Origin of the sequence: Streptococcus oralis (genome assembly GCF_001578935.1) — a bacterium.
In the GTDB taxonomy this organism is placed as follows: Bacteria; Bacillota; Bacilli; order Lactobacillales; family Streptococcaceae; genus Streptococcus; species Streptococcus oralis_R.
In genome coordinates this window covers 377,018-399,271 of sequence record NZ_KQ969521.1, presented here as the reverse complement: position 1 = coordinate 399,271, position 22,254 = coordinate 377,018, and the positions used below count along the sequence as shown (strand labels likewise).

21 protein-coding genes and 2 tRNA genes are annotated in these 22,254 nt (G+C 41.1%); 2 read left to right on the top strand and 21 right to left on the bottom strand.

The genetic code is table 11. From position 1 onward, the window contains the following. Window positions 1-80 precede the first annotated feature (80 nt). From SORDD15_RS01975 to gyrA, 4 genes are all read right to left on the bottom strand, one after another. Window positions 81-1,361, bottom strand: a complete 1,281-nt coding sequence (locus tag SORDD15_RS01975; RefSeq protein WP_061413880.1) for an O-acetylhomoserine aminocarboxypropyltransferase/cysteine synthase family protein — start codon at window positions 1,359-1,361, stop codon at window positions 81-83. A 150-nt stretch (window positions 1,362-1,511) separates the two neighbouring features. Next, window positions 1,512-2,309: a formate/nitrite transporter family protein gene (locus SORDD15_RS01970; protein WP_061413878.1), complete on the bottom strand. Its 798-nt coding sequence runs from the start codon at window positions 2,307-2,309 to the stop codon at window positions 1,512-1,514. 202 nt (window positions 2,310-2,511) lie between these two features. After that, entirely contained in the window at window positions 2,512-3,258 is a 747-nt protein-coding gene (locus tag SORDD15_RS01965; protein WP_061413876.1) for a class A sortase, read from the bottom strand. Beyond that, window positions 3,258-5,726, bottom strand: coding sequence for a DNA gyrase subunit A (gene gyrA, locus SORDD15_RS01960; protein WP_061413874.1), 2,469 nt, complete (start codon window positions 5,724-5,726; stop codon window positions 3,258-3,260). Before gyrA ends, SORDD15_RS01965 begins: the two co-directional genes overlap by 1 nt. 193 nt (window positions 5,727-5,919) lie before the next feature. Between gyrA and SORDD15_RS01955 the strand changes: the two genes are divergently transcribed. Beyond that, window positions 5,920-6,906: an L-lactate dehydrogenase gene (locus SORDD15_RS01955; protein WP_000204722.1), complete on the top strand. Its 987-nt coding sequence runs from the start codon at window positions 5,920-5,922 to the stop codon at window positions 6,904-6,906. Window positions 6,907-7,039: 133 nt separating this feature from the next. On the opposite strand, the gene SORDD15_RS01950 is transcribed toward SORDD15_RS01955, so the two are convergent. Both SORDD15_RS01950 and SORDD15_RS01945 read right to left on the bottom strand, forming a co-directional pair. After that, window positions 7,040-7,315: an HU family DNA-binding protein gene (locus tag SORDD15_RS01950; protein ID WP_001284636.1), complete on the bottom strand. Its 276-nt coding sequence runs from the start codon at window positions 7,313-7,315 to the stop codon at window positions 7,040-7,042. A 107-nt stretch (window positions 7,316-7,422) separates the two neighbouring features. Continuing rightward, on the bottom strand, window positions 7,423-8,259 hold the full coding sequence (locus SORDD15_RS01945) for a DegV family protein (RefSeq protein WP_061413872.1): 837 nt from the start codon (window positions 8,257-8,259) through the stop codon (window positions 7,423-7,425). A 141-nt stretch (window positions 8,260-8,400) separates the two neighbouring features. Here SORDD15_RS01945 and SORDD15_RS01940 point away from each other — a divergent pair, with 141 nt between their 5' ends. Continuing rightward, a complete protein-coding gene (locus tag SORDD15_RS01940) occupies window positions 8,401-9,249 on the top strand; it encodes a YitT family protein (protein ID WP_061413870.1) in 849 nt (282 codons plus the stop codon). A gap of 22 nt (window positions 9,250-9,271) precedes the next feature. Here SORDD15_RS01940 and SORDD15_RS01935 read toward each other — a convergent pair whose 3' ends face one another. The 15 genes from SORDD15_RS01935 to SORDD15_RS01865 all read right to left on the bottom strand — a co-directional run bounded on the left by SORDD15_RS01935 (window position 9,272) and on the right by SORDD15_RS01865 (window position 22,230). Further along, a complete protein-coding gene (locus SORDD15_RS01935) occupies window positions 9,272-10,669 on the bottom strand; it encodes an APC family permease (protein WP_061413868.1) in 1,398 nt (465 codons plus the stop codon). Window positions 10,670-10,879: 210 nt separating this feature from the next. Further along, window positions 10,880-11,395, bottom strand: coding sequence for a hypothetical protein (locus SORDD15_RS01930; RefSeq protein WP_231097638.1), 516 nt, complete (start codon window positions 11,393-11,395; stop codon window positions 10,880-10,882). Between the two features lie 73 nt (window positions 11,396-11,468). Continuing rightward, window positions 11,469-12,881: a Fe-S cluster assembly protein SufB gene (gene sufB / locus SORDD15_RS01925; protein ID WP_061413865.1), complete on the bottom strand. Its 1,413-nt coding sequence runs from the start codon at window positions 12,879-12,881 to the stop codon at window positions 11,469-11,471. 57 nt (window positions 12,882-12,938) lie between these two features. Then, entirely contained in the window at window positions 12,939-13,379 is a 441-nt protein-coding gene (sufU, locus tag SORDD15_RS01920; RefSeq protein ID WP_061413863.1) for a Fe-S cluster assembly sulfur transfer protein SufU, read from the bottom strand. After that, complete coding sequence (locus SORDD15_RS01915) at window positions 13,366-14,592, bottom strand: cysteine desulfurase (RefSeq protein ID WP_061413861.1); 1,227 nt, start codon at window positions 14,590-14,592, stop codon at window positions 13,366-13,368. Before SORDD15_RS01915 ends, sufU begins: the two co-directional genes overlap by 14 nt. Before the next feature lie 10 nt (window positions 14,593-14,602). Next, window positions 14,603-15,865, bottom strand: coding sequence for a Fe-S cluster assembly protein SufD (gene sufD, locus SORDD15_RS01910; RefSeq protein WP_061413859.1), 1,263 nt, complete (start codon window positions 15,863-15,865; stop codon window positions 14,603-14,605). Window positions 15,866-15,892: 27 nt separating this feature from the next. Next, window positions 15,893-16,663 carry a Fe-S cluster assembly ATPase SufC gene (gene sufC / locus SORDD15_RS01905; protein WP_000114489.1) on the bottom strand — a complete coding sequence of 257 codons (771 nt, stop codon included), beginning with the start codon at window positions 16,661-16,663 and terminating at the stop codon, window positions 15,893-15,895. Between the two features lie 151 nt (window positions 16,664-16,814). Continuing rightward, window positions 16,815-17,009 carry a DUF3272 family protein gene (locus tag SORDD15_RS01900; protein WP_061413857.1) on the bottom strand — a complete coding sequence of 65 codons (195 nt, stop codon included), beginning with the start codon at window positions 17,007-17,009 and terminating at the stop codon, window positions 16,815-16,817. A gap of 27 nt (window positions 17,010-17,036) precedes the next feature. Then, window positions 17,037-18,695, bottom strand: coding sequence for a DNA polymerase III subunit gamma/tau (dnaX, locus tag SORDD15_RS01895; protein ID WP_061413855.1), 1,659 nt, complete (start codon window positions 18,693-18,695; stop codon window positions 17,037-17,039). Further along, a complete protein-coding gene (locus tag SORDD15_RS01890) occupies window positions 18,695-19,192 on the bottom strand; it encodes a GAF domain-containing protein (RefSeq protein ID WP_061413853.1) in 498 nt (165 codons plus the stop codon). The genes dnaX and SORDD15_RS01890 overlap by 1 nt, the downstream gene beginning before the upstream one ends. 82 nt (window positions 19,193-19,274) lie before the next feature. Then, complete coding sequence (gene rpsA / locus SORDD15_RS01885) at window positions 19,275-20,477, bottom strand: 30S ribosomal protein S1 (protein WP_001001617.1); 1,203 nt, start codon at window positions 20,475-20,477, stop codon at window positions 19,275-19,277. A 162-nt stretch (window positions 20,478-20,639) separates the two neighbouring features. After that, window positions 20,640-20,711, bottom strand: a tRNA-Gln gene (locus tag SORDD15_RS01880). Window positions 20,712-20,719: 8 nt separating this feature from the next. Next, window positions 20,720-20,800, bottom strand: a tRNA-Tyr gene (locus SORDD15_RS01875). A 49-nt stretch (window positions 20,801-20,849) separates the two neighbouring features. Then, window positions 20,850-21,080, bottom strand: coding sequence for a DUF2969 domain-containing protein (locus SORDD15_RS01870; RefSeq protein ID WP_000037105.1), 231 nt, complete (start codon window positions 21,078-21,080; stop codon window positions 20,850-20,852). A gap of 112 nt (window positions 21,081-21,192) precedes the next feature. Further along, complete coding sequence (locus tag SORDD15_RS01865; RefSeq protein ID WP_330996575.1) at window positions 21,193-22,230, bottom strand: branched-chain amino acid aminotransferase; 1,038 nt, start codon at window positions 22,228-22,230, stop codon at window positions 21,193-21,195. Window positions 22,231-22,254 lie beyond the last annotated feature (24 nt).

Here is a 22,254-nt window from a genome sequence, read left to right as displayed (position 1 = left end):
TAGACTTCTTTAACCATTATATCATGCCTGAGGGAAAATCAAAAACAGCGAGTCGAAACCCACTGTTTATATCTGTTACTTTAAATTTTTTCCAAGGCCAAGCGCAAATCTTCAATCAAATCCTCTACATTTTCAAGACCGATAGATAAACGGATTTGGTTTGGTGTGACACCTGCAGATTCTAGGTCTTTTTCTGACAACTGACCGTGAGTGGTTGTCGCAGGATGGACAACAAGAGATTTGGCATCTGCAACGTTTGCAAGGTCAGAGAAGATTTCCAAATTATCAATCACCTTGCGAGCTTCTGCCTCTCCGCCTTTAACATGGAATGTAAAGATTGAACCAACACCTTTTGGCAAATATTTCTCAGCCAAGGCATGATAAGGACTGTCAGCGAGTTTTGGATAGTTGACCTTCTCTACCTTAGGATGGTTGACAAGAAAATCAACAATTTTCTCTGCATTTTGCACATGGCGTTCGACACGAAGAGAGAGAGTTTCAAGCCCTTGGAGCAAGAGAAAGGCATTAAATGGCGACAAGGCCGCACCTGTATCACGGAGCAATTGAACACGAACAGCGATAATAAAGGCTGCTACACCCACATCACGAGTATAGCTCAAGTTATGGTAACTTGGGTCTTCCTCAACAAATTGAGGGAATTTCCCTGAAGCTGCCCAGTCAAAACGACCACTGTCCACGATGACACCGCCAATAGTTGTACCATGCCCACCGATAAACTTAGTTGCTGAGTGAATGGCAATATCTACACCGTGAGAGAAGACGTTAATCAAATATGGTGTGGCAAAAGTGTTGTCTGAAACGAGAGGAATCTGGTATTTATGCGCAATCTCAGCCAATTTTTCCAAGTCAGGAATGTTAATCAAGGGATTCCCCAAGGTTTCAATCAAGACAAGCTTGGTATTGTCATTGATAGCTGCTTCTACTTCCTCCAAATTATCCACATCGACAAAGGTTGTTGTAATCCCATAACGAGGAAGGGTTTCTTTCAAGAGGTTGAAGGTCCCACCGTAAATAGTTGATGCCGCCACCACATGGTCACCTGCGTGAGCAAGCGCCAAAATAGTGTAGGTTACAGCAGCCATACCTGATGCTGTCGCTAGCGCTCCAACACCACCTTCAAGAGCAGCGATTCTTTCTTCAAAGGCTGCTGTTGTAGGGTTGGTAATACGGGTATAGATATTCCCCGGTTTTCTCAAGGCAAACAAATCGGCACCTTCTTGCGTGTCATCAAAAACGAAGGATGTTGTTTGATAAATCGGTACTGCACGAGACTTGGTCGCTGGATCAACTACTTGCCCAGCATGTAATTGTAGAGTTTCAAATTTAAAATCACGAGTCATATGACGACCTCCAAATAGCTTCATTAGGGATATTGTATCATCTTGGACTAGTCTTTTCCAATACCATTTTTCTATATTTTGATATAAGGAACAACTATGACTAGTCTTTCACATCAAACAAAAAAGCACGATTCACTCGTGCTCATTTCTTTAATCGACATAAGTATCTTCATTTTTATTGAGGAAGGCGTATGGCAAGCCCATCAAGAGACCTCCTCCGATAAAGTTTCCGACAAAGGTTACACCCCAGTGACGAAGAATATTAGGTATGTCAAAATTAGCAATTGAATCTGCTGCAACACTAAACTTAACAATCGCAAAAGAAGCAAAGTTCGCAGCAATGTGTTCGTTTGTTAAGAATACAAACATGTAAATTGCTGATAAGACAAGCCAAAGTTTGGCGCCTCCGTCTTTCACCAAAACAAATGAAAGAATGGCAATGTTTACAAAGATATTGGCTAAAATACCTTCAAGTAAGACTAACTCATTTGAACGACCTAACTTCATCTCTACAACCCCTGAAATGAAGCTATCATGTGTTAGATTTGCATAGGCTGCTGAGTGGGCAAAGCCCCAACCTGCTATCAAGGCTCCGATGAGATTGAACAAGGTACAGTAAAGTAAAATCTCAGCTGTTTTTCTCCAAGAGATTTTTTTCAAGAAACTACCAGCTGTTAAAAACATCATATTTGAAGTTACCAACTCGGCATTCAAGAAAACAATGTAGGCCAATCCCCAAGCAAAAACGAATGGGAAAAGGAAGCGACCACTACCTGGAGCGATCTTATTAATCAAGTCAGCCCCAACTGCACCCGCAGCTGTACTAAATGTTAGAAAGGCACCTGCAAACATGGAACGAATCGCATACTTGAATTTGCTTTGGCTATAAAGACCTTCTTTCTTCTTGCAAGCAAATTCAATCTTTGAAATAAATTCTGAAGAGACCATAAAAAACTCCTAAAACTTTTATTTGTGATAATTATAACATATTTCTAGTTTTCTAGAAAGCGTTTTCTGTAAGAATCTAAAAATTTTGTTTCAACTATTTCAGATATAATACTCCTCATCCTTTCGTTTATAGCTTTTCCAACATCTACTTTTCTTTACATAAAAACCAGTAAAACAAATAGTTTCACTGGTTTTTTCAAACTTAATAACGTTGTCTATACGGTTGATTAAAGGCCTTCAAAATATCCTCAGAAGTATCTGAATAAGTTTTTGATTCTTTAAAAATTCCCTTAACAATTATACGCTCAGTCTCATTATAATCAACACAGGTAACCAAAGTGATCTCCTTTACTCCATCACGATCTTCGATTTCATCTACTCGATCCGGAGTAACGTGTTTAACTTCCGTAATCTCATAAGTATAAACCTTATCCTTATCGGTCAGGTAAATTTTCATACCCGCTTTAGCGTTAACTAAAGGTGAAAAGAGCATTTGACTGGCATTTTCAGCAGTAAAGATATGGTGACTCGCTAGAGAATAGTTGCCCTCTCCCATTTTTTGGTCTGGTTTCATGGTTCCTGCTCCGTAGAACAAGTTTACATTATCCAACCCTTTGAAAATCGGCAAGTTAATCTCCACTTCGGGAATAGCAATTCCTCCAATAACGGGAAGCTTCTGAGCGTCCCACTGAGCGGCTAGAACTGCTTCAGATGAAATAGATTTAACCGAATCAAAATCAAAATTTCCTTCCGTTTTGAGATTTTCATCTATATTTTCTTTAGTAACCTGATTGACTTGGTATTTATTGGTATTCCACACCATAAAGAGATCTCGAATCTTTGAATTAAAAATCAAAGCTAAGGATAAAAGAATTAAGAAAACCGCTAAAATATTGAGAAATAGATTCCTACGCTTATTCTTCTTACTTTTCGTTTTTTTATGAGACATTATGCTTTACCTTCTGTTTCGTTTTCAGTCCCAACTTCTTCTTTTTCTACCGCATCAACCGTTGTAAAGGTCACAATCTTGGCATCCTGGTCTAGACGCATCACTTTAACTCCCATAGTTGAGCGTCCTGTTTGTGAAATATTGGCAACATTTGTTCGAATCATGACACCTGTATCCGTGATAATCATCAGGTCTTCATCTCCTTTAACAGTGAGGAGACCTGCAAGAGGGCCATTTTTCTCAGCAACATTGGCTGTCTTCATTCCTTTACCACCACGACCTTTTGTTGGATATTCAGTTGCAAGAGTACGTTTACCATACCCTTTTTCAGTGATGATAAGGACCTCGTCCTGGTCAGTGATGACACTAGCACCAACTACAGTATCTCCTTCACGAAGGTTAACTCCTCGGACACCTGTCGCGATACGGCTCATGCCACGAACGGCTGATTGATTAAAGCGAACGGCATAACCAAATTTGGTACCAATGATGATATCTGTGTCTTCTTCTGTCAGCAAGACATTAATCAATTCGTCTTCATCCTTGAGATTCAAGGCTTTAAGTCCATTTTGACGAATATTAGCGAACTCTTTAACACTGGTTCTCTTCACAATACCGTGACGAGTTGTAAAGAAGAGATAGGCGTCATCACTACGTTCAGACTCAACGTTGATGATGGTCTGAATACTCTCACCTTCGTCCAACTTCAAAAGATTGACAACTGGCAAGCCCTTAGCGGTACGACCGTATTCAGGGATTTCATAACCTTTCAGTCGATATACGCGTCCTTTATTGGTAAAGAAGAGCAAATGATCATGGGTGCTGGTTGAAACCAACTCACGCACAAAGTCATCATCCTTAACTCCCGTACCTTGAACTCCACGGCCACCACGTTTTTGAGCAGTGAACTCACCTTGGTCCAAACGTTTGATATAGCCCTTGTTAGATAGGGTAATCAAGACATCCGTTTCTTCAATCAAATCTTCATCTTCAAGAGTTAAGACTTCTCCGATCATCAACTCCGTACGACGCTTGTCACCAAACTTGCGTTTGACTTCGTCCAATTCCTCTTTGATGATTTGCGCCACGCGCTCAGGTTTGGCAAGAATATCAGCCAAATCTGCAATCAAGGCAATTAATTCATCATATTCAGACTGAATCTTATCACGTTCCAATCCTGTCAAACGACGAAGACGCATATCAAGGATAGCCTGACTTTGACGCTCAGAAAGCTTGAACTTGCTCATCAATTCAGCTTGGGCTTCCGCATCTGTTTCACTGGCACGAATGATACGAATCACTTCGTCAATATGGTCAAGTGCAATTAAAAGACCTTCTAAGATGTGCGCACGCGCTTCTGCTTTTTCCTTGTCAAAACGAGTACGGCGAACAACCACTTCTTTTTGGTGCTCGATATAAGCATCCAAAATTTGACGAAGGGACAAGATTTTTGGCACGCCATTTTGAATCGCCAGCATGTTGAAACCAAAGTTGGTTTGCATCTGGGTCATCTTGAAGAGGTTGTTAAGGATAACGTTGGCAGACGCGTCGCGTTTAACCTCGATTACAAAGCGAACGCCTTCACGGTTGGACTCATCACGTACGGCTGTAATGCCCTCAATTCGTTTTTCCTGAACCAAGCGAACAATATGCTCATGCACCTTGGTTTTATTAACCATATAAGGGAATTCCGTTACAACGATGCGCTCACGACCCGTCTTAGTGGTTTCAATCTCTGTACGAGAACGAAGGACAATGGAACCTTTACCAGTCTCATAGGCCTTATGGATACCTGATTTCCCCATGACAAGGGCACCAGTTGGAAAATCTGGACCAGGCAAGACTTCCATCAAGTCCTTAGTCGTCACTTCAGGATTATCCATAACCAACTTCACTGCATCAATGGTTTCACCCAAGTTGTGAGGTGGAATATTGGTTGCCATCCCAACGGCGATACCTGTTGCTCCATTGACCAAAAGGTTTGGAAAACGAGCTGGCAAGACCAAGGGTTCACGTTCGTTAGCATCGTAGTTATCTACGAAATCAACTGTATTTTTATTGATATCACGAAGCATTTCAAGAGCAATCTTGCTCATACGTGCCTCAGTGTACCGCTGCGCGGCAGCACCGTCCCCATCCATAGAACCAAAGTTTCCATGCCCATCAACAAGCATGTAACGGTAGCTCCACCATTGAGCCATACGAACCATGGCTTCGTAAATAGAGGAATCACCATGTGGGTGGTATTTACCCATAACATCCCCTGTAATACGGGCTGATTTTTTATGAGGTTTGTCTGGTGTAACACCTAGTTCATTCATTCCGTAAAGAATACGACGGTGAACAGGTTTTAAGCCATCTCGAACATCAGGAAGGGCCCGCGCGACGATAACGCTCATGGCGTAGTCGATAAAGCTGGTCTTCATCTCCTTTGTCAGATTGACATTCACTAAATTTCTATCCTGCATTCATAAATGCCTCATTTCACTATTAGTAATTAGATATATTATACCATAATTTGTCCTTCATTTCAGTCTTTGAAAACCACTAAAACGTTTACATCGATAACCGAATAGAATATTCGTGACAAAGCTTTTCAAAAGTGATAGAATGAAATTGTCTGGGGATTCCCCTAAAAAAAATGAAGGAGATGTTTAGATAATGACTTCAACTAAACAACACAAAAAAGTGATCCTTGTTGGTGACGGTGCCGTAGGTTCATCTTACGCTTTCGCACTTGTTAACCAAGGAATTGCACAAGAGCTTGGAATTATCGAAATTCCACAATTACACGAAAAAGCTGTTGGTGATGCGCTTGACCTTAGCCACGCCCTTGCCTTCACTTCACCTAAAAAAATCTACGCTGCTCAATACTCTGACTGTGCAGACGCTGACCTTGTTGTTATCACTGCAGGTGCTCCTCAAAAACCAGGTGAAACTCGTCTTGACCTTGTAGGTAAAAACTTGGCTATCAACAAATCAATCGTAACACAAGTTGTTGAATCAGGTTTCGATGGTATCTTCCTTGTTGCAGCTAACCCAGTTGACGTTTTGACTTACTCAACTTGGAAATTCTCTGGATTCCCTAAAGAACGTGTTATCGGTTCAGGTACTTCACTTGACTCAGCACGTTTCCGTCAAGCACTTGCTGAAAAATTGGATGTTGATGCTCGTTCAGTTCACGCCTACATCATGGGTGAACACGGAGATTCTGAATTTGCGGTTTGGTCACACGCTAACATCGCTGGTGTAAACCTTGAAGAATTCCTTAAAGACACTCAAAACGTTCAAGAAGCTGAATTGATTGAATTGTTTGAAGGTGTTCGTGACGCTGCTTACACAATCATTAACAAAAAAGGAGCTACATACTACGGTATTGCAGTGGCACTTGCTCGTATTACAAAAGCAATCCTTGATGACGAAAATGCAGTACTTCCACTTTCAGTCTTCCAAGAAGGTCAATACGGTGTTAAAAACGTCTTTATCGGTCAACCAGCTGTTGTTGGTGCACACGGTATCGTTCGTCCAGTAAACATCCCATTGAACGACGCTGAAACTCAAAAAATGCAAGCATCTGCTAAGGAATTGCAAGCTATCATTGATGAAGCATGGAAAAACCCTGAATTTCAAGCAGCTTCTAAAAACTAATGAAAAGAAGGTTCTCATCCATGGGAATCTTTTTCTTTTTGCAAAGAATCATAACATCAACTTCTCAAATAAACAAAAAAAAAGCCTACTGACCAAGCTAAGTAGCTTGATACAATAGGCTTTTATAAATTCATTATTTAACAGCGTCTTTAAGAGCTTTACCAGCTTTGAATGCTGGAACTTTAGAAGCTGCGATTTTGATTTCTTTACCAGTTTGTGGGTTGCGACCTTTACGTGCAGCACGCTCACGAACTTCAAAGTTACCGAAACCGATCAATTGAACTTTTTCACCAGCTGCAAGGTATTCAGTTACTGCTGCAAATACAGCGTCAACTGCTGCTGCTGAATCTTTCTTAGTCAATTCTGTAGCTTCTGCTACTTTAGCGATTAAATCTTGTTTGTTTGCCATGTTAACAAATCCTCCAAATAATTTCTAATTAACAAATATAATCATATCCTAAAATCGGCTATAGGTCAAGTCAAAAACACTATTTTGACCATTTTTTCTCTATTTTTTTAGGAATTGTAACGAATTAGAATCGCCCAAGCATTCTCTCCAGTATGAGTTTGAATAATAGAGCCAGTTTCCAATACAGAGATTGGTTTCTCAACATAAGGTTGCAATAATACCTTCATCTCATTCGCCCATTCGTTCGTTCCAGCATAGGAAATTCCAATTTCTGCAACTGATTTTTGGGAAAGAGTATTGGTTAATTCCTCAAGCCACTTTTTGAACGTTTTCGCTCCACGTCCTTTGACGATTGGTTGAAGTTCGTGGTTTTTCATCTGCATTACTACACGAATGTTCAAGAGTGAGCTTAGTAATCCTGTCACACGTCCAATACGACCACCCTTAACTAAGTTTTCTAGCGTCGAAACACCGATATAGAGTTCTGTATGATTTTTGACGTCCTCTACATGAGCTAAGATCGTTTCTAAATCTTTACCTTCTTTAGCAAGTTTTGCGGCTTCAACAACTTGGAACTTCATCGCTTGATCTGTAAAGGAACTATCAATAACCGTTACATCAGCAGTTGAGAGACTTGCCCCTTGGCGAGCAGCTTCCACAGTTCCAGACAAGGCATGGGACATGTGAATGGCGATAATTTGACTGCCGTCTTTACCTAGTTCCTCAAAGACCTCAGCAAACACTCCCACAGGTGGCTGACTTGTTTTAGGCAGATTCTTACTTTGTTGCATAAGATGAAGGAATTCTCCCTCTTTCAAATCTGCATCCGAATAAAGCACACTATCAATCATAACTGATAGAGGGACAACAGTGATATTTAATTCTTTAACTACTTCTGGTTCGATAGTAACAGAAGAGTCCGTTACAATTTTTACTTGTGTCATAATTCAATCTTTCTATTCTTCTCGATAGGATTGGGATTTTCTCCTTTATTATATCAAAAAAATGATAAAAAATCATAAGTGATCCGATGAAAAGAACTGAATTTTTGGTATAATCTATCTATAGAAAAGTGAGGAACAGCCATGATTCGAAAACTTCAACCGATTATCACCATTATTCTTGGAGCCGCTATCTATGCCTTCGGTCTTACCTACTTTGTTGTTCCTTATCATTTATTTGAGGGAGGGGCGACAGGTATTACCTTGATTACCTACTATCTTTTTAAGATTCCTGTCTCATTGATGAACCTCTTGATTAATATCCCTTTATTTATCCTGGCTTGGAAGATATTTGGACCTAAGACCCTATACTCCAGCCTTCTAGGTTCCATTTCTCTTTCCGTTTGGCTAGCAATCTTTGAGCGCATTCCTTTGCACATCGACTTGCAAGGAGATCTCATCATTGTCGCTTTAGTCTCAGGAGTCTTACTAGGGGTTGGTTTAGGAATTATCTTTAATGCTGGTGGAACCACTGGTGGCTCTGATATCGTTGCCCGTGTCCTCAACAAATACACTAATATTTCGATTGGTAAATTGCTTTTTGGGATTGACTTTTTTATCCTAATGTTGATTTTGATTATCTTCCAGGATCTTCGTCTGGTCACCTATACCCTCTTATTTGACTTTATCATCGCTCGTGTTATCGACTTGATCGGCGAAGGAGGTTATGCTGGTAAAGGATTTATGATTATTACCCAATATCCTGATCAATTGGCCAAAGAGATAAACGATGAACTCGGACGTGGCGTTACCTTTATATCTGGTCAAGGCTACTACAGCAAAAAGGATTTAAAAATTATCTACTGTATCGTCGGTCGAAACGAGATCGTAAAAATGAAAGATATGATTCACAAAATTGATCCTCAAGCCTTTATCACCATCACTGAGGCTCATGAAATTCTGGGTGAAGGATTTACTTATGTGAAAGATTAAAAAAGCTGGGAATTCCCAGCTTTTATTCTTCTTCTGCGAGCGTTGAATGGCGGAACCCGTAAGTAAAGTAAATGACTAGACCAACTAGAAGAGCGATACCAAAGGCAATCCAGGTATCTAGACTATATTGAAGCATAAAGGAAACACATATAAGAATGGAAAGAATTGGCAAAAGTGGCACCAAGGGAGTTTTAAACTCTCCCTCTTTTGGCATCCCCTTATCCTTTCTGAGTTTTATTATTCCATAGGCTAGCAAAATGAGATAAGCTAAGGTACAGATATTTAAGAAGGCTGCAATACTGGCTAGAGGAAACACTCCTGCAGCAATGGCTGAAGCAACTCCTGTTAAGAGGGTTGCATTTTTAGGAACGCGACTGGTCTTGCTTAATTGTTTAAAACTTTTAGGTAAAAGTCCATCACGTGCTAAGCTATATATCATTCGAGACAAAGCATAAGTCATGGAAATACATACCGTTATCAGGGTTAGAATGGCTACAAGCGAAACATAGTTGGCCGCCCAGCCGATACCAATGCTCCGTAATGAAAAGGCTACTGCATCGTCCACATTGAGCTTAGTGTAGTGAACAATCCCTGTCAATACTAAGGTTACCAAAGCATAGAGAATGGTGACGATTGTCAGAGAAAGGACGATCCCACGAGGAATATTTTTTTGCGGACTTTGAATTTCATCAACTGCCATGGAAATAGACTCAAATCCGAGAAAACCAAAGAACATCAAAGATGCGCCCGCCATAATCCCAGTACTTCCACCATATAGTTGACCAAAACCAAATGGAGCAAAATTTGTCCAATTTTCAGGTTTGATGTACCAAATACCAACTAGGATAAATAAGGCAAGAGCTGAGAATTTCAAGACCACCAAAAGCGAATTAAAGCGCAAGGCTGCCTTGGAATTTAACAAGACTAATCCTGTCACCAAGACAATCACTAAAATAGGTAAAATATCGATATAGCTACCTTGTTCGGGGTTAAAGGTTCCATTCAAGGCTTGAGGTATGGAAATACCATAATGAATGAGTAAGCCCTTAAAATATGCTGCCCAGCCAGAAGCTACGCCAGAAATAGCCGTCATGAATTCCATGATGGTCAACCAGCCAGCAATCCAGGCTGGCAATTCTCCCAAAATCGCATAGAGATAACTATAAACACCACCTGTTGCAGGCACACGAGAGGCAAATTCTGCAAAAAAAAGAGCTGATAGAGAAACACACAGGGCAGAAATCACGATGGAAACCACTAGTGATGGACCGGCAAGTGTTGCTGCTGCTGTTCCTGTAATGGTGAAAATCCCCGTCCCTACCATGGCACCAATCCCTAGTAGAATCAAATCCCATAATTTCAAATGACGACGCATTTCAGTACGTTCTAGACTAACATTTTTTATTCTAAAAATATTCATCACTCATCTCCGCTAAACATAATCGTTTTATTTTATCATATAAAATGATTTTTGTGAATATTTATTAGACTATTTTTTAAAAAATTCTGAACAGAAAGGATTTCTGTTCAGAATTTACATTTTTACCCACTGATTCTTTCAATTAGTTACTCATCAAGCGAGTAGGCTCAACAGTATACTCCATTGAAAGTTTTTTGGGGATTTGGGATTTTAAACTTCAAAGTAAGGGAACGGACGGTCACTATCTAAAGGACGATTTGGAACTTCTTGTTCCAAAATAGCGCGCCAACCAGATACCAATTCTTCAAAAGTCAATTGGGCTTCTGGAGAAGCTGTTGTCAGCTTCCGACCAAACCAAGCCATGGTTGCAGTTTCAAACTGAAGCATAGCGTACTGGATTACTGGTACATTTGCCTCTTCATAATTTTCATTTACTGCACGCGCTACTTCTGCCGCTTGCGGAAGGAGTTGATTGCTGATTTTATCAACAACAGTCGCATCCATCTCTCTCCATGAAAGAAGTTGACCATTTACCTGATAAAAGAGCTCAAAGGTTTCTTGATTTTCCTTGAAATTAGCAAGAACAAAAGCACGTTCCACGACCTCAGGACCACCAACGCCTTTTACAGCGTTTATCAAGAGGTTTTGTTCCATTTGTCGCCAATAATCATCTGCTTCTTCTACTAAATCAACTGTAAAAGGTGGAACAATTTCCTCAGCAGGAATTTCGCCTTTATTCGCTTTTTCAACATTACCAAATCATTTTTTAAAAAATCCCATTTGCTTCTCCTTTTTGGATTTATCCGACTGAACCTTCCATTTCATAGCTAATCAAGCGGTTCAGCTCAACTGCGTATTCCATTGGAAGTTCTTTTGTGAAGGGTTCGACAAATCCCATGACAATCATCTCGGTTGCCTCAGATTCTGACAAACCACGACTCATGAGGTAGTAGAGTTGTTCCTCTGAAATCTTAGATACTTTGGCTTCGTGCTCCAAAGCAACTTGCGAGTTGTGAATTTCATTAAACGGAATGGTATCTGACGCTGATAAGTCATCCATGATAATGGTATCACACTCGATGTGAGAAACAGATTTCTTAGAGTTCTTGTTAAAGGTTACTTGTCCACGGTAGTCCACCTTTCCTCCGCCTTTCGCAATGGATTTAGACACGATAGACGAGCTTGTATGTGGAGCGTTGTGGATCATCTTGGCACCAGTATCTTGGTGTTGCCCTGCATTGGCAAAGGCAATGGAGAGCATAGTCCCACGCGCCCCTTCTCCATCAAGGTAAACAGATGGGTATTTCATGGTTGTTTTGGCACCCAAGTTTCCATCAATCCACTCAACAGTCGCAGCTTTCAAAGCTTTGGCACGTTTTGTTACCAAGTTATAGACATTATCGGACCAGTTTTGGATGGTCGTATAGCGCATATAAGCACCATCCAAGGCAAAGATTTCAACAATAGCCGCATGCAGGCTGTTGCTAGAATAAGTCGGTGCTGTACAGCCTTCTACATAGTGGACACTCGCTCCCTCGTCAACGATAATCAGGGTACGTTCAAACTGACCTGTATTTTCGTTGTTGATACGGAAGTAAGTTTGAAGCGGAATATCTACCTTGATCCCTTTTGGCACGTAGATAAAGGTTCCTCCAGACCATACTGCTGAGTTGAGGGCTGCCAACTTATTATCAGTCGGCGGTACCAACTTGGCAAAGTATTGTTTAAACAAGTCTGGGTATTCCTTGAGGGCAGAATCCGTATCTGTAAAGATAATACCCAATTTCTGGAACTCTTCCTTCATGTTGTGGTAAACCACTTCTGACTCGTACTGGGCAGAGGCACCGGCTAGATAAGCACGCTCAGCTTCTGGAATCCCGATACGTTCAAAGGTTTCTTTGATTTTTTCAGGAACTTCATCCCAAGAACGGGCTGGTTTATCAGATGGTTTTTGGTAGTATATCAAGTCATCAAAGTCAATCTCTGACAAGTCTGCTCCCCAGGTTTGCATGGGCATTTTTTTGAAGGTTTCATAAGATTTCAAACGGAATTCTAACATCCACTCAGGTTCACCCTTAGCAGCTGATAATTCGCGAATGACTTCTTCGTTCAATCCTTTTCCTGTCGATAGGACAGGCTCTACATCGTCATGGAAACCAAATTTATATTCACCAAGGTCAATTGGTTTTGGTTCTACTCTTTCTTCAGCCATAATATCCTTTCTTTCATTCTATATTTCTACTGATTCATAAGACAAAAGAAACTTGTCTTACTTGTTATCTTGATTTTCAATTGTTTTCTTAAGGGCATTCCAAGCCAGGGTTGCACACTTGATTCGTTGCGGAAATTTGGCCACACCTGACAAGAAGGCGCCATCACCGAGTTGCTCTTGACGGTCATCCTTTTGACCTTGAACCATTTCAGAAAAGATGGTTGCAAGTTCTAGAATCTCTTGTTTGGTCTTGCCCAAAACAGCATCTGTCATCATGCTAGCAGAGGCAGTTGAAATCGTGCATCCTGAATTTAGAAAAGCAATCTCTTCCAAACGGTCCTCTGCATCAAACTTGACAGAGAGGTTGATAACATCCCCACAGGTTGGATTATTGAGACTGATTTGCTCAGCGTCTTCTAACTTCCCTTGGTGATGTGGATTTTTCGAATGGTCTGCCACCACTGCCATATAAAGGCTATCTAGTTTAGAAAGTGCCATTGAAAAACTCCTTTGTCTTTTGTAGAGCATCGACTAGCTTGTCACAATCTGCCTTGGTATTGTAGATATAAAAACTTGCACGAGCTGTTGCTGGGACTTCCAAATACTGAAGCAAGGGTTGGGCGCAATGGTGACCAGCACGAACAGCCACTCCTTCATAATCCAGAGCCGTCGCAAGATCGTGGGGATGAAGATCCCCTAAGTTAAAAGCAATGACACCCGAACGTTGAGCCAAGTCCTGCGAACCATAAATGGTCAAACCTTCAATGGCCTGCAATTTTGGATAGACATATGCGATCAATTCCTGTTCATGAGCTTCAATGGCATCCATACCAATCTTTTCCAGATAATCCACTGCTGCAGCAAGTCCAATAGCGCCTGCCATATTTGGCGTTCCAGCCTCAAATTTCCAAGGCAATTCCTTCCAACTAGCAGTTTGCTCATAGACGAAATCAATCATCTCACCGCCAAATTCAATTGGTGACATTTGTTCAAGATAATGTGCTTTGCCATAAAGCACACCGATACCAGTCGGACCAGCCATCTTGTGCCCTGAAAAAGCAAAGAAGTCCACATCCAAGTCCTGGACATCAATCTTCATATGGGGTGTAGATTGAGCACCATCCACCACCATGATGGCTCCAACTTGGTGGGCTAATTGAGTGATTTCTTTGATCGGATTGACCACACCAAGAACATTGGAGGCGTGAGCTAGAGAGACAAACTTGACTCTATCAGTCAATTTAGCGCGCAAGTCATCCATATCCAGAGCTCCATCCTTGAGATAAACATAGACAAGCTCTGCTCCAGTCTTACGGCAAGCTTCCTGCCAAGGAATAATATTAGAATGGTGTTCCATGATAGAAATCAAGACCTGGTCTCCCTCAGTCAGTATTTGCTCAGCGAAGCGAGCTACCCAGTTAAGACTGGTTGTCGTTCCTCTGGTAAAGAGAACTTCCTTTTTAGAGCCTGCATTGATAAACTTACGAATGGTTTCACGAGCGGCTTCATAGGAAGCTGTCGCACGCTCCGCCAAGGTATGAACCCCACGGTGAACATTGGCATTGTCTTGCTCATAGTAGCGGTTGATTGTTTCCAGAACTGCTTGTGGTTTTTGTGTCGTCGCAGCATTGTCCAGATAGACCAGAGGTTCATCGTTGACAATCTGGTCTAAAATTGGAAAATCCTTGCGAATCGCTTCTACATCTAACATAGGCTTCCCCTTAGCGTTTTGACAATTTTTCTTCGATAGTTGCAATCATTTCATCACGAACTTCTTTGACTGGAATCTCAACAATTACGGAGCCAAGGAAACCGCGAACAACCAAACGCTCAGCAGTCGCCTTATCCAAACCACGGCTCATGAGGTAGTACATATCTTCTGGATCCACCTGACCGATAGAAGCCGCGTGACCTGCAGTGACGTCATTTTCATCAATCAAAAGAATTGGGTTGGCATCTGAACGTGCTTGATCTGAAAGCATAAGAACACGACTCTCTTGCTGCGCATCTGCTCCCTTGGCACCCTTGATAATGTGGCCAATACCATTGAAGGTCAAGGCAGCCTTTTCAAGGATAACCCCATGTTGAAGGATATTTCCGATTGAGTTGCAACCATAGTTAGTCACTCGAGTGTCAATCCCTTGTACCTGACGGCCACTGGATAGGGCAACGACCTTCATATCGGCGTGACTCCCATTTCCAAGTAAATCACTATCAAAGTCTGCAACGACATTTCCTTCATTCATGACTCCAATAGCCCAGTCGATACTAGCATCGTTGCCTAGTTTACCACGGCGGCTAATGTAGGCAGTGACATTTTCACCTAAACGGTCAATAGCCGCAAATTTCACTTGAGCACCAGAGCGGGCGATGACCTCTACTGTGATATTTGCAGTTGCCTTAGCACTACCTTCACCACGCGACTCTAGACGTTCTAGGTAACTAATCTTAGAGTTTTTACCAGCAATGATAAGGATATGCTTGTTAAATGGCACATCGCTATCGCTATCTTGGTAGAAAATTCCTTCGATTGGCTCTGTAATCTCAACGTTATCAGGAATGTAGAGAACAGCACCACTGTTAAAGTAAGCTGTATGGTAAGCTGCCAACTTGTCGTCATCATACTTAACTGATGACATGAAGAATTCCTCAATAAGCTCTGGAATTTCTTCTAAAGCTGAGTGGAAGTCTGTAAAGACTACTCCTTGTTCAGCCAATTCAACTGGAATTTGTTCAAAAACAGTCTGCGTTCCTACTTGCACCAACTTCAAGTGGTTATCTAAAGCAGTGAAGTCAAGAACATTTGCTGACGGTTCACTTTCTGTGATGGTACCATCCCCCAGATTCCAACGGTGAAATTTCACACGCTCAATAACTGGTAATTCCAAACTCTCAATCTTATCAAAAGCTTTTTGACGGAGGTCAGCCAACCAGCTTGGTTCAGCGTGCATTTCTGAAAAAAGTTTAATAGTTTCTTTAGTCATTTACTTCTCCTAAAAGATACGAGGGAATTACAATTCTTCCTTGTAGTCGTAGCCAAGCTCTTCAGCCAGTTTTGCGTATCCTTCACGCTCCAAACGCGCAGCCAATTCTGGACCACCAGAAAGGACAACACGCCCTTCCATCATCACGTGTACCACATCAGGTGTGATGTAGTTCAAAAGACGTTGGTAGTGAGTAATGATCATAGCACCAAAGCCTTCGCCACGCATGGCATTCACACCTTTAGATACAACTTTAAGGGCGTCAATATCAAGACCAGAGTCAATCTCATCCAAAAGGGCAAAAGTTGGTTCCAACATCAAGAGTTGAAGAATTTCATTACGTTTTTTCTCACCACCAGAGAAACCTTCGTTGAGGTAGCGCTCTGCCATTTCTTCTTTCATGTTGAGCAATTCCATTTTTTCATCCAATTTAGTGATGAACTCTCGAACTGAAATTTTTTCGTCATCTTCTTTACCAGCATTCATGGCTGCACGAAGAAACTCAGCGTTAGTAATTCCAGGAATTTCTGATGGGTATTGCATAGCAAGGAAAAGTCCCATACGCGCGCGTTCGTCCACTTCCAATTCAAGGATGTTTACGCCATCAAACAAGACCTCACCTTTGGTAACTTCATAGTTTGGATTTCCCATGATAGCGGCGGAAAGAGTCGATTTACCAGTACCATTTGGTCCCATGATAGCTGCGATTTCTCCTGTTTTCAGAGTCAGATTGACCCCTTTCAAAATTTCTTTTCCTTCAATCTCAACGTGAAGATCTTTGATCTCTAATACTGACATGATAATTCCTTTCTTTTTCAGGCCTATTTTCTTTATCCTTTGAGAAATCACTTACATTTCTCTAAAAATACAAGAAAAGGTCCATAAATATACTCTACTAGTATAACAAAAAAAAGCCTAAAAGGCTTTGATTTTGTTTAGAAGCTAGTGACTAATCCTTGCGGTTTAGGTGCTGATCAATGGCATCTACTATTTTCCCCATCACGTAACTTAACCTAAAATTTCGAAAGAGTAGAATGGCCCAAAAGGCTGCCATGAAATAACGCCCGGTCATCCAGGCTTCATTGAAAAAATAAGTCTCAGCAGCCGTAAATAACGCTATCATAATAAATTGTTGTCTATTCATAAACTTATTGTATCATGAAATCTTTCTTTAGTCTTCCTCTACCTTCACTTTATCAGCCAAAAATTCAAATCCTTCTGGAATCAAACTCTCTTCTTCCACCTCTTGATTGGTTTGAGAAGACTTGTTTTTAGCTGAAAATGCTGCTCGAACCTCTTTCCATTCCACCATGGAAATGGCTAAAATCTCAGGTGAAAAACCTGCTGCCTGACTGAGGATGTTGCCAAACATGGTGTTGAGATTGTCCCGTTTCATAGTTTGGCCTGCATTGAAATTAGATTCAAAAGCTAAAATAGCATGGTGTTCGTTGGCTGCAACTGGTTGAGAACCAACGAGAAGAGCCTTATCCGGACCAGCTAAACTTTCAATCACTTCTCCCCACGCATTCTGTAGGCGAATCAAGTTTTGCCGTGCCAATTCAGGATTTTCAACAGCTTCTTGTAGGATAGCCTGAACCTTATTACGGTCTACTCGATAGACTGTCTTGGAAGTGTCTGGACGGCTAGGGACTGGCGCCACTTGTTTAGGCACTGTTCCAACATTAGCAAGTTCTTGTTTAAGACGAGCGACTTCCTGTCTCAGTGCAGAAATTTCACTTTCGACAGCTTCTGAAAGCATTGGTTCAGGCTTAATCTCCGCTAAACGAATGGTCATCATCTCAGCATAAATCTTAGGTTGTAGACTAGCTTTCATATCCGCCAAGCTCACAGTCGCTATTCGAATCATTTCAAAGAGACTTTCTTGAGAAAGAGCTAGATTGTCCATAAAAACTGGACTATGATGAGTATTTTCGCCACCTGTCTGAACAACTAGTAAATCACGCAAATACTGCAAGAGGTCCGTCACAAAACGAGTCATGCTCTTGCCATTTTCAAACAAAAGATTCAAAGAATCAAGAGCTTTTGGAACATCCTGCTGAGATAAGGCAGCTACATAGTCATCAAGCGCTGATAGACTAATGGTGCCTGTAATCTCCTCAGAGATAGCTGTGGTTAAAGCATTCCCTTGCGTCAAACTTAAAGCTTGGTCCAGAATAGACAAGGCATCCCGCATCCCACCTTCAGCTCGTCTGGCAATGATTTCTATAGCATCTGGTTCAGAACTGATATTTTCTTTTTCTAAAATATGATGAATATGTGCTGTGATATCTTGCGTTCGAATCGACTTAAACTCAAAACGTTGGACACGCGATAAAATAGTTGCTGGAATCTTGTGCAATTCGGTGGTCGCTAAGATAAAGACAACATTTTGAGTTGGTTCTTCTAGAGTCTTTAAAAGCGCATTAAAAGCTCCAGTAGACAGCATATGAACCTCGTCGATAATGTAGACCTTATAACGTGCCAAACTAGGTGCATAGGTGGATTTATCACGAATTTCACGGATTTCATCGACTCCATTATTCGAAGCCGCATCCATTTCGATAACATCTTCTAAGCTACCTTCTGTCACAGCCTGACAGATATAGCAGTTATTACATGGTTCTCCGTCTACTTGGTTCGGACAGTTCATAGCCTTGGCAAAAATCTTAGCTACACTGGTCTTCCCTGTTCCACGAGGGCCCGAAAAAAGATAGGCATGACTAATCTTTTCCTGCTCGACCGCTTGTTTTAGGGTTTTAGCCACAACTTCTTGTCCGACCAATTGTGAAAAAGTTTGGCTTCTATATTTTCGATAAAGTGCTTGATACATTAGGCTTTCTCCTCAAACATCGTAAAGTCCCATTCTGTCTTCTCAAGCAAAATAGCGACAAATTGTTCCAAGTAATCGCGGTCAATTGCATTATAATCATCAATAAGTGAAGAATCCAGGTCTAAGACACCCAGCAATTGACCATTCTTGAGCATGGGAACCACGATTTCACTCTTGGCCATACTATCACAAGAAATGTAGTTTGGATAGGTGCTCACATCGCCAACTAAAACAGTCTCTTGAAACTCAGCAGCTTCTCCACAAACGCCTTTCCCAAGCGGAATGCGAATACAAGAAACACCACCCTGAAAAGGCCCTAAAACCAACTCGCTACCATCAAACAGATAAAACCCTGCAAATACAGTATTCGGAAAGCGAGATTTTAGGAGGGCACTAGCATTCGAAAGATTGGCAAGAACATTGCTCTCACCGTCAAGCAAATAAGAGAGTTCCTCATTTAACAATTGATATTGTGATTGTTTTTCTGAATCTAACATAGAACTATTATATCAAAAATGGGAAAGAGACAAAAGAAAAATCCCTTGTTTTAAACAAAGGATTTTGTGATTATCAATTTGATTAAAGTTCGATATCACCGAACAAGTCAGCCATTGAGAATCCTGTTTGTGTTTCTGGAAGTTCGAAATCACGTTTTTCTTGACGTTTTGGACGACGTGGACGAGCAGCACGTTTTTCTTCTTTTTGTCCTTCTTCTTGAGCTGGACGTTCTTCAAGAGCTTTGATAGAAAGTGATACACGTTCTGCGTCAGCGTTAACATCAAGGACTTTAACAGTAACTTCTTGACCAACAGTAAGAGCTTCTTTTGGATTTTCGATGCGTTTGTGTGAAATTTGTGATACGTGAACAAGTCCATCGATACCTGGCAATACTTCTACAAATGCACCGAAGTCAGTCAAACGTTTAACTGTTCCTTCTACTACATCACCTTTAGCCAATTTTTGCTCAACGCCATCCCATGGTCCAGGTGTTGTTGCTTTAAGTGAAAGGGATACGCGTCCTTCTTCTTCGTTAAGATCAAGGATCTTCACTTCGATTTCTTCACCAACAGTTACAACTGATTTAGGTGATACGTTACGTTCGTGTGACAACTCAGTCAAGTGAACCAATCCATCAACACCACCAAGGTCGATGAAAGCACCAAAGCTAGTGATACGAGCAACTTTACCAGTTACGACATCACCAACAGCCAATTTACCGAATACTTCAGCACGAGCTGCTGCAGTAGCTGCTTCAACAACTTCACGACGTGAAAGGATGAAGCGGTTTTCTTTAGGATCAACTTCTTTGATTTTAGCATCAAATTCTTGACCTACGAAACGCTCAGTGTTACGCACGAAACGAGTATCCAACATTGAAGCTGGGATGAATCCACGAACACCTTCAAATTCTACTGAAAGTCCACCTTTAACGGCACGAGTTCCTTTAACAGTAACAACTTCTTCTTCGCGTCCTACAAGTTTGTCCCATGCTTTGCGAGCTTCAAGGCGTTTTTTAGATACAAGGTATGTAACTGTATCAGTATCTTTACCAACTACTTGACGAAGTACAAGAACATCCAATACTTCTCCTACTTTCACAAAGTCATTGATATCTGCATCGCGATCGTTTGTCAATTCGCGAAGAGTCAAGACACCTTCAACACCAGTCCCAGAGATTGCAACGTTAGCTTGAGTCGCATCAACTGTCAATACTTCAGCACTAACAACATCACCAGGCTCAACTTGGCTAACGCTATTTAGCAAATCTTCAAATTCGTTCATCTAAAAAATCCTCCAACAATCAAGTCTTTCCAAACTTGACATACTTATAATTTTTTTCCTAAGCACCCGCAAAGACATGTTCACATCGTTCACGCCTTTCAATTATAAAAATAAAATACCCTAAGATATTTTTCTTTTTATCTTGAACTTATTACCTAAGAACTGGGGTAGCTGGATTCGAACCAACGCATGAGGGAGTCAAAGTCCCTTGCCTTACCGCTTGGCTATACCCCAATGATGAATGGAGAGAGAGGGATTCGAACCCCCGAACCCGAAGGAGCGGATTTACAGTCCGCCGCGTTTAGCCTCTTCGCTATCTCTCCAATGTTCAACGAAGACTATTATATCATGAAATTTTCAATAAAACAAGTATTATTTTGTCAAATTATAGTTTTCAATTAAAATTTCCACAGCTTTTTCAAGTTTTTTATAAAAACTATCGACATTTCCATTCTTTATGATGGCAAATTGGTTATCTAATTCGGCAATTTCGCCAATGACCTTTTTCCCGATTGTCAAAACGTATCCTTCATAACTGTCTTTGCCAACAGTCACTTTAGCATCTGTTAATTGAATTTCAATTTTCTTATCTTTTTTACTCATACTGTACCTCTTTTCACTTTTTCTATTGTACAAGAAAATACTCAAACTAGCAAGAAAAAACTCCATTTCAGCTATTACAACTGCTATGGAGTTCTTCTTTACTTCGTGTCTTTTAATCCACTTTCACAATCCATCCCTCTGGTGCTTCTACATCACCAAATTGGATACCAGTCAATTCATCGTAGAGTTTACGTGTAACAGGACCTACCTCTGTTTCACTATAGAAAACATGGAAATCATCGCCATGTTGGATACCTCCAATTGGCGAAATGACCGCTGCAGTACCACAAGCTCCTGCCTCTACAAAACGCTCTAAATTATCGATTGGAACATCGCCTTCAATCGGTGTCAAGCCCAAGCGGTGCTCTGCCAGGTAAAGCAAAGAGTACTTGGTAATGGATGGCAAGATGGATGGACTCAGTGGTGTTACAAATTCATTGTCTGCCGTGATTCCAAAGAAGTTGGCTGATCCGACTTCTTCAATCTTTGTATGTGTAGATGGGTCTAGGTAGATAACATCTGAGAATTGGCGTGACTTGGCCATTTTACCTGGGAGGAGACTAGCAGCATAGTTTCCACCTACCTTGGCCGCACCTGTACCATTCGGAGCTGCACGGTCGTATTCATCCTGAATCAAGAAGTTGGTTGGGACTAAACCACCTTTAAAATAGTTACCAACTGGCATAGCAAAGATGGTGAAAATATACTCTTCTGCAGGTTTTACCCCGATAATATCCCCAACACCAATCAAAAGTGGCCGAAGATAAAGGGTTCCACCTGTTCCATATGGTGGGACGTATTCTTCATTTGCACGCACAACTGCTTTACAAGCTTCTACAAACATTTCTGTCGGAACTTGTGGCATCAAAAGACGGTCACAAGTACGTTGCAAACGCTTGGCATTTTCGTCAGGACGGAACAATTGAACACTGCCGTCCTTGGTACGATAGGCTTTCAATCCCTCAAATGCTTGCTGTCCATAGTGGAGACTTGGAGAAGACTCTGAAATATGCAAGGTTGCATCCTCTGTCAATTCTCCTTGATTCCATTGACCATTTTTGTAGTGAGCGATATAACGGTAAGGTAATTTCATATAAGAAAATCCAAGATTTTCCCAATCAATTGCAACTGTCATGTGTTTCTCCTTTATACTATTCAAATTATGTTTTCTATT

What these genes read in the sequence shown, in the direction of transcription:
- SORDD15_RS01975 (WP_061413880.1), bottom strand. Translation starts at nt 1,361, where the DNA reads ATGACTCGTGATTTTAAATTTGAAACTCTACAATTACATGCTGGGCAA.
- SORDD15_RS01970 (WP_061413878.1), bottom strand. Translation starts at nt 2,309, where the DNA reads ATGGTCTCTTCAGAATTTATTTCAAAGATTGAATTTGCTTGCAAGAAG.
- SORDD15_RS01965 (WP_061413876.1), bottom strand. Translation starts at nt 3,258, where the DNA reads ATGTCTCATAAAAAAACGAAAAGTAAGAAGAATAAGCGTAGGAATCTA.
- gyrA (WP_061413874.1), bottom strand. Translation starts at nt 5,726, where the DNA reads ATGCAGGATAGAAATTTAGTGAATGTCAATCTGACAAAGGAGATGAAG.
- SORDD15_RS01955 (WP_000204722.1), top strand. Translation starts at nt 5,920, where the DNA reads ATGACTTCAACTAAACAACACAAAAAAGTGATCCTTGTTGGTGACGGT.
- SORDD15_RS01950 (WP_001284636.1), bottom strand. Translation starts at nt 7,315, where the DNA reads ATGGCAAACAAACAAGATTTAATCGCTAAAGTAGCAGAAGCTACAGAA.
- SORDD15_RS01945 (WP_061413872.1), bottom strand. Translation starts at nt 8,259, where the DNA reads ATGACACAAGTAAAAATTGTAACGGACTCTTCTGTTACTATCGAACCA.
- SORDD15_RS01940 (WP_061413870.1), top strand. Translation starts at nt 8,401, where the DNA reads ATGATTCGAAAACTTCAACCGATTATCACCATTATTCTTGGAGCCGCT.
- SORDD15_RS01935 (WP_061413868.1), bottom strand. Translation starts at nt 10,669, where the DNA reads ATGAATATTTTTAGAATAAAAAATGTTAGTCTAGAACGTACTGAAATG.
- sufB (WP_061413865.1), bottom strand. Translation starts at nt 12,881, where the DNA reads ATGGCTGAAGAAAGAGTAGAACCAAAACCAATTGACCTTGGTGAATAT.
- sufU (WP_061413863.1), bottom strand. Translation starts at nt 13,379, where the DNA reads ATGGCACTTTCTAAACTAGATAGCCTTTATATGGCAGTGGTGGCAGAC.
- SORDD15_RS01915 (WP_061413861.1), bottom strand. Translation starts at nt 14,592, where the DNA reads ATGTTAGATGTAGAAGCGATTCGCAAGGATTTTCCAATTTTAGACCAG.
- sufD (WP_061413859.1), bottom strand. Translation starts at nt 15,865, where the DNA reads ATGACTAAAGAAACTATTAAACTTTTTTCAGAAATGCACGCTGAACCA.
- sufC (WP_000114489.1), bottom strand. Translation starts at nt 16,663, where the DNA reads ATGTCAGTATTAGAGATCAAAGATCTTCACGTTGAGATTGAAGGAAAA.
- SORDD15_RS01900 (WP_061413857.1), bottom strand. Translation starts at nt 17,009, where the DNA reads ATGAATAGACAACAATTTATTATGATAGCGTTATTTACGGCTGCTGAG.
- dnaX (WP_061413855.1), bottom strand. Translation starts at nt 18,695, where the DNA reads ATGTATCAAGCACTTTATCGAAAATATAGAAGCCAAACTTTTTCACAA.
- SORDD15_RS01890 (WP_061413853.1), bottom strand. Translation starts at nt 19,192, where the DNA reads ATGTTAGATTCAGAAAAACAATCACAATATCAATTGTTAAATGAGGAA.
- rpsA (WP_001001617.1), bottom strand. Translation starts at nt 20,477, where the DNA reads ATGAACGAATTTGAAGATTTGCTAAATAGCGTTAGCCAAGTTGAGCCT.
- SORDD15_RS01870 (WP_000037105.1), bottom strand. Translation starts at nt 21,080, where the DNA reads ATGAGTAAAAAAGATAAGAAAATTGAAATTCAATTAACAGATGCTAAA.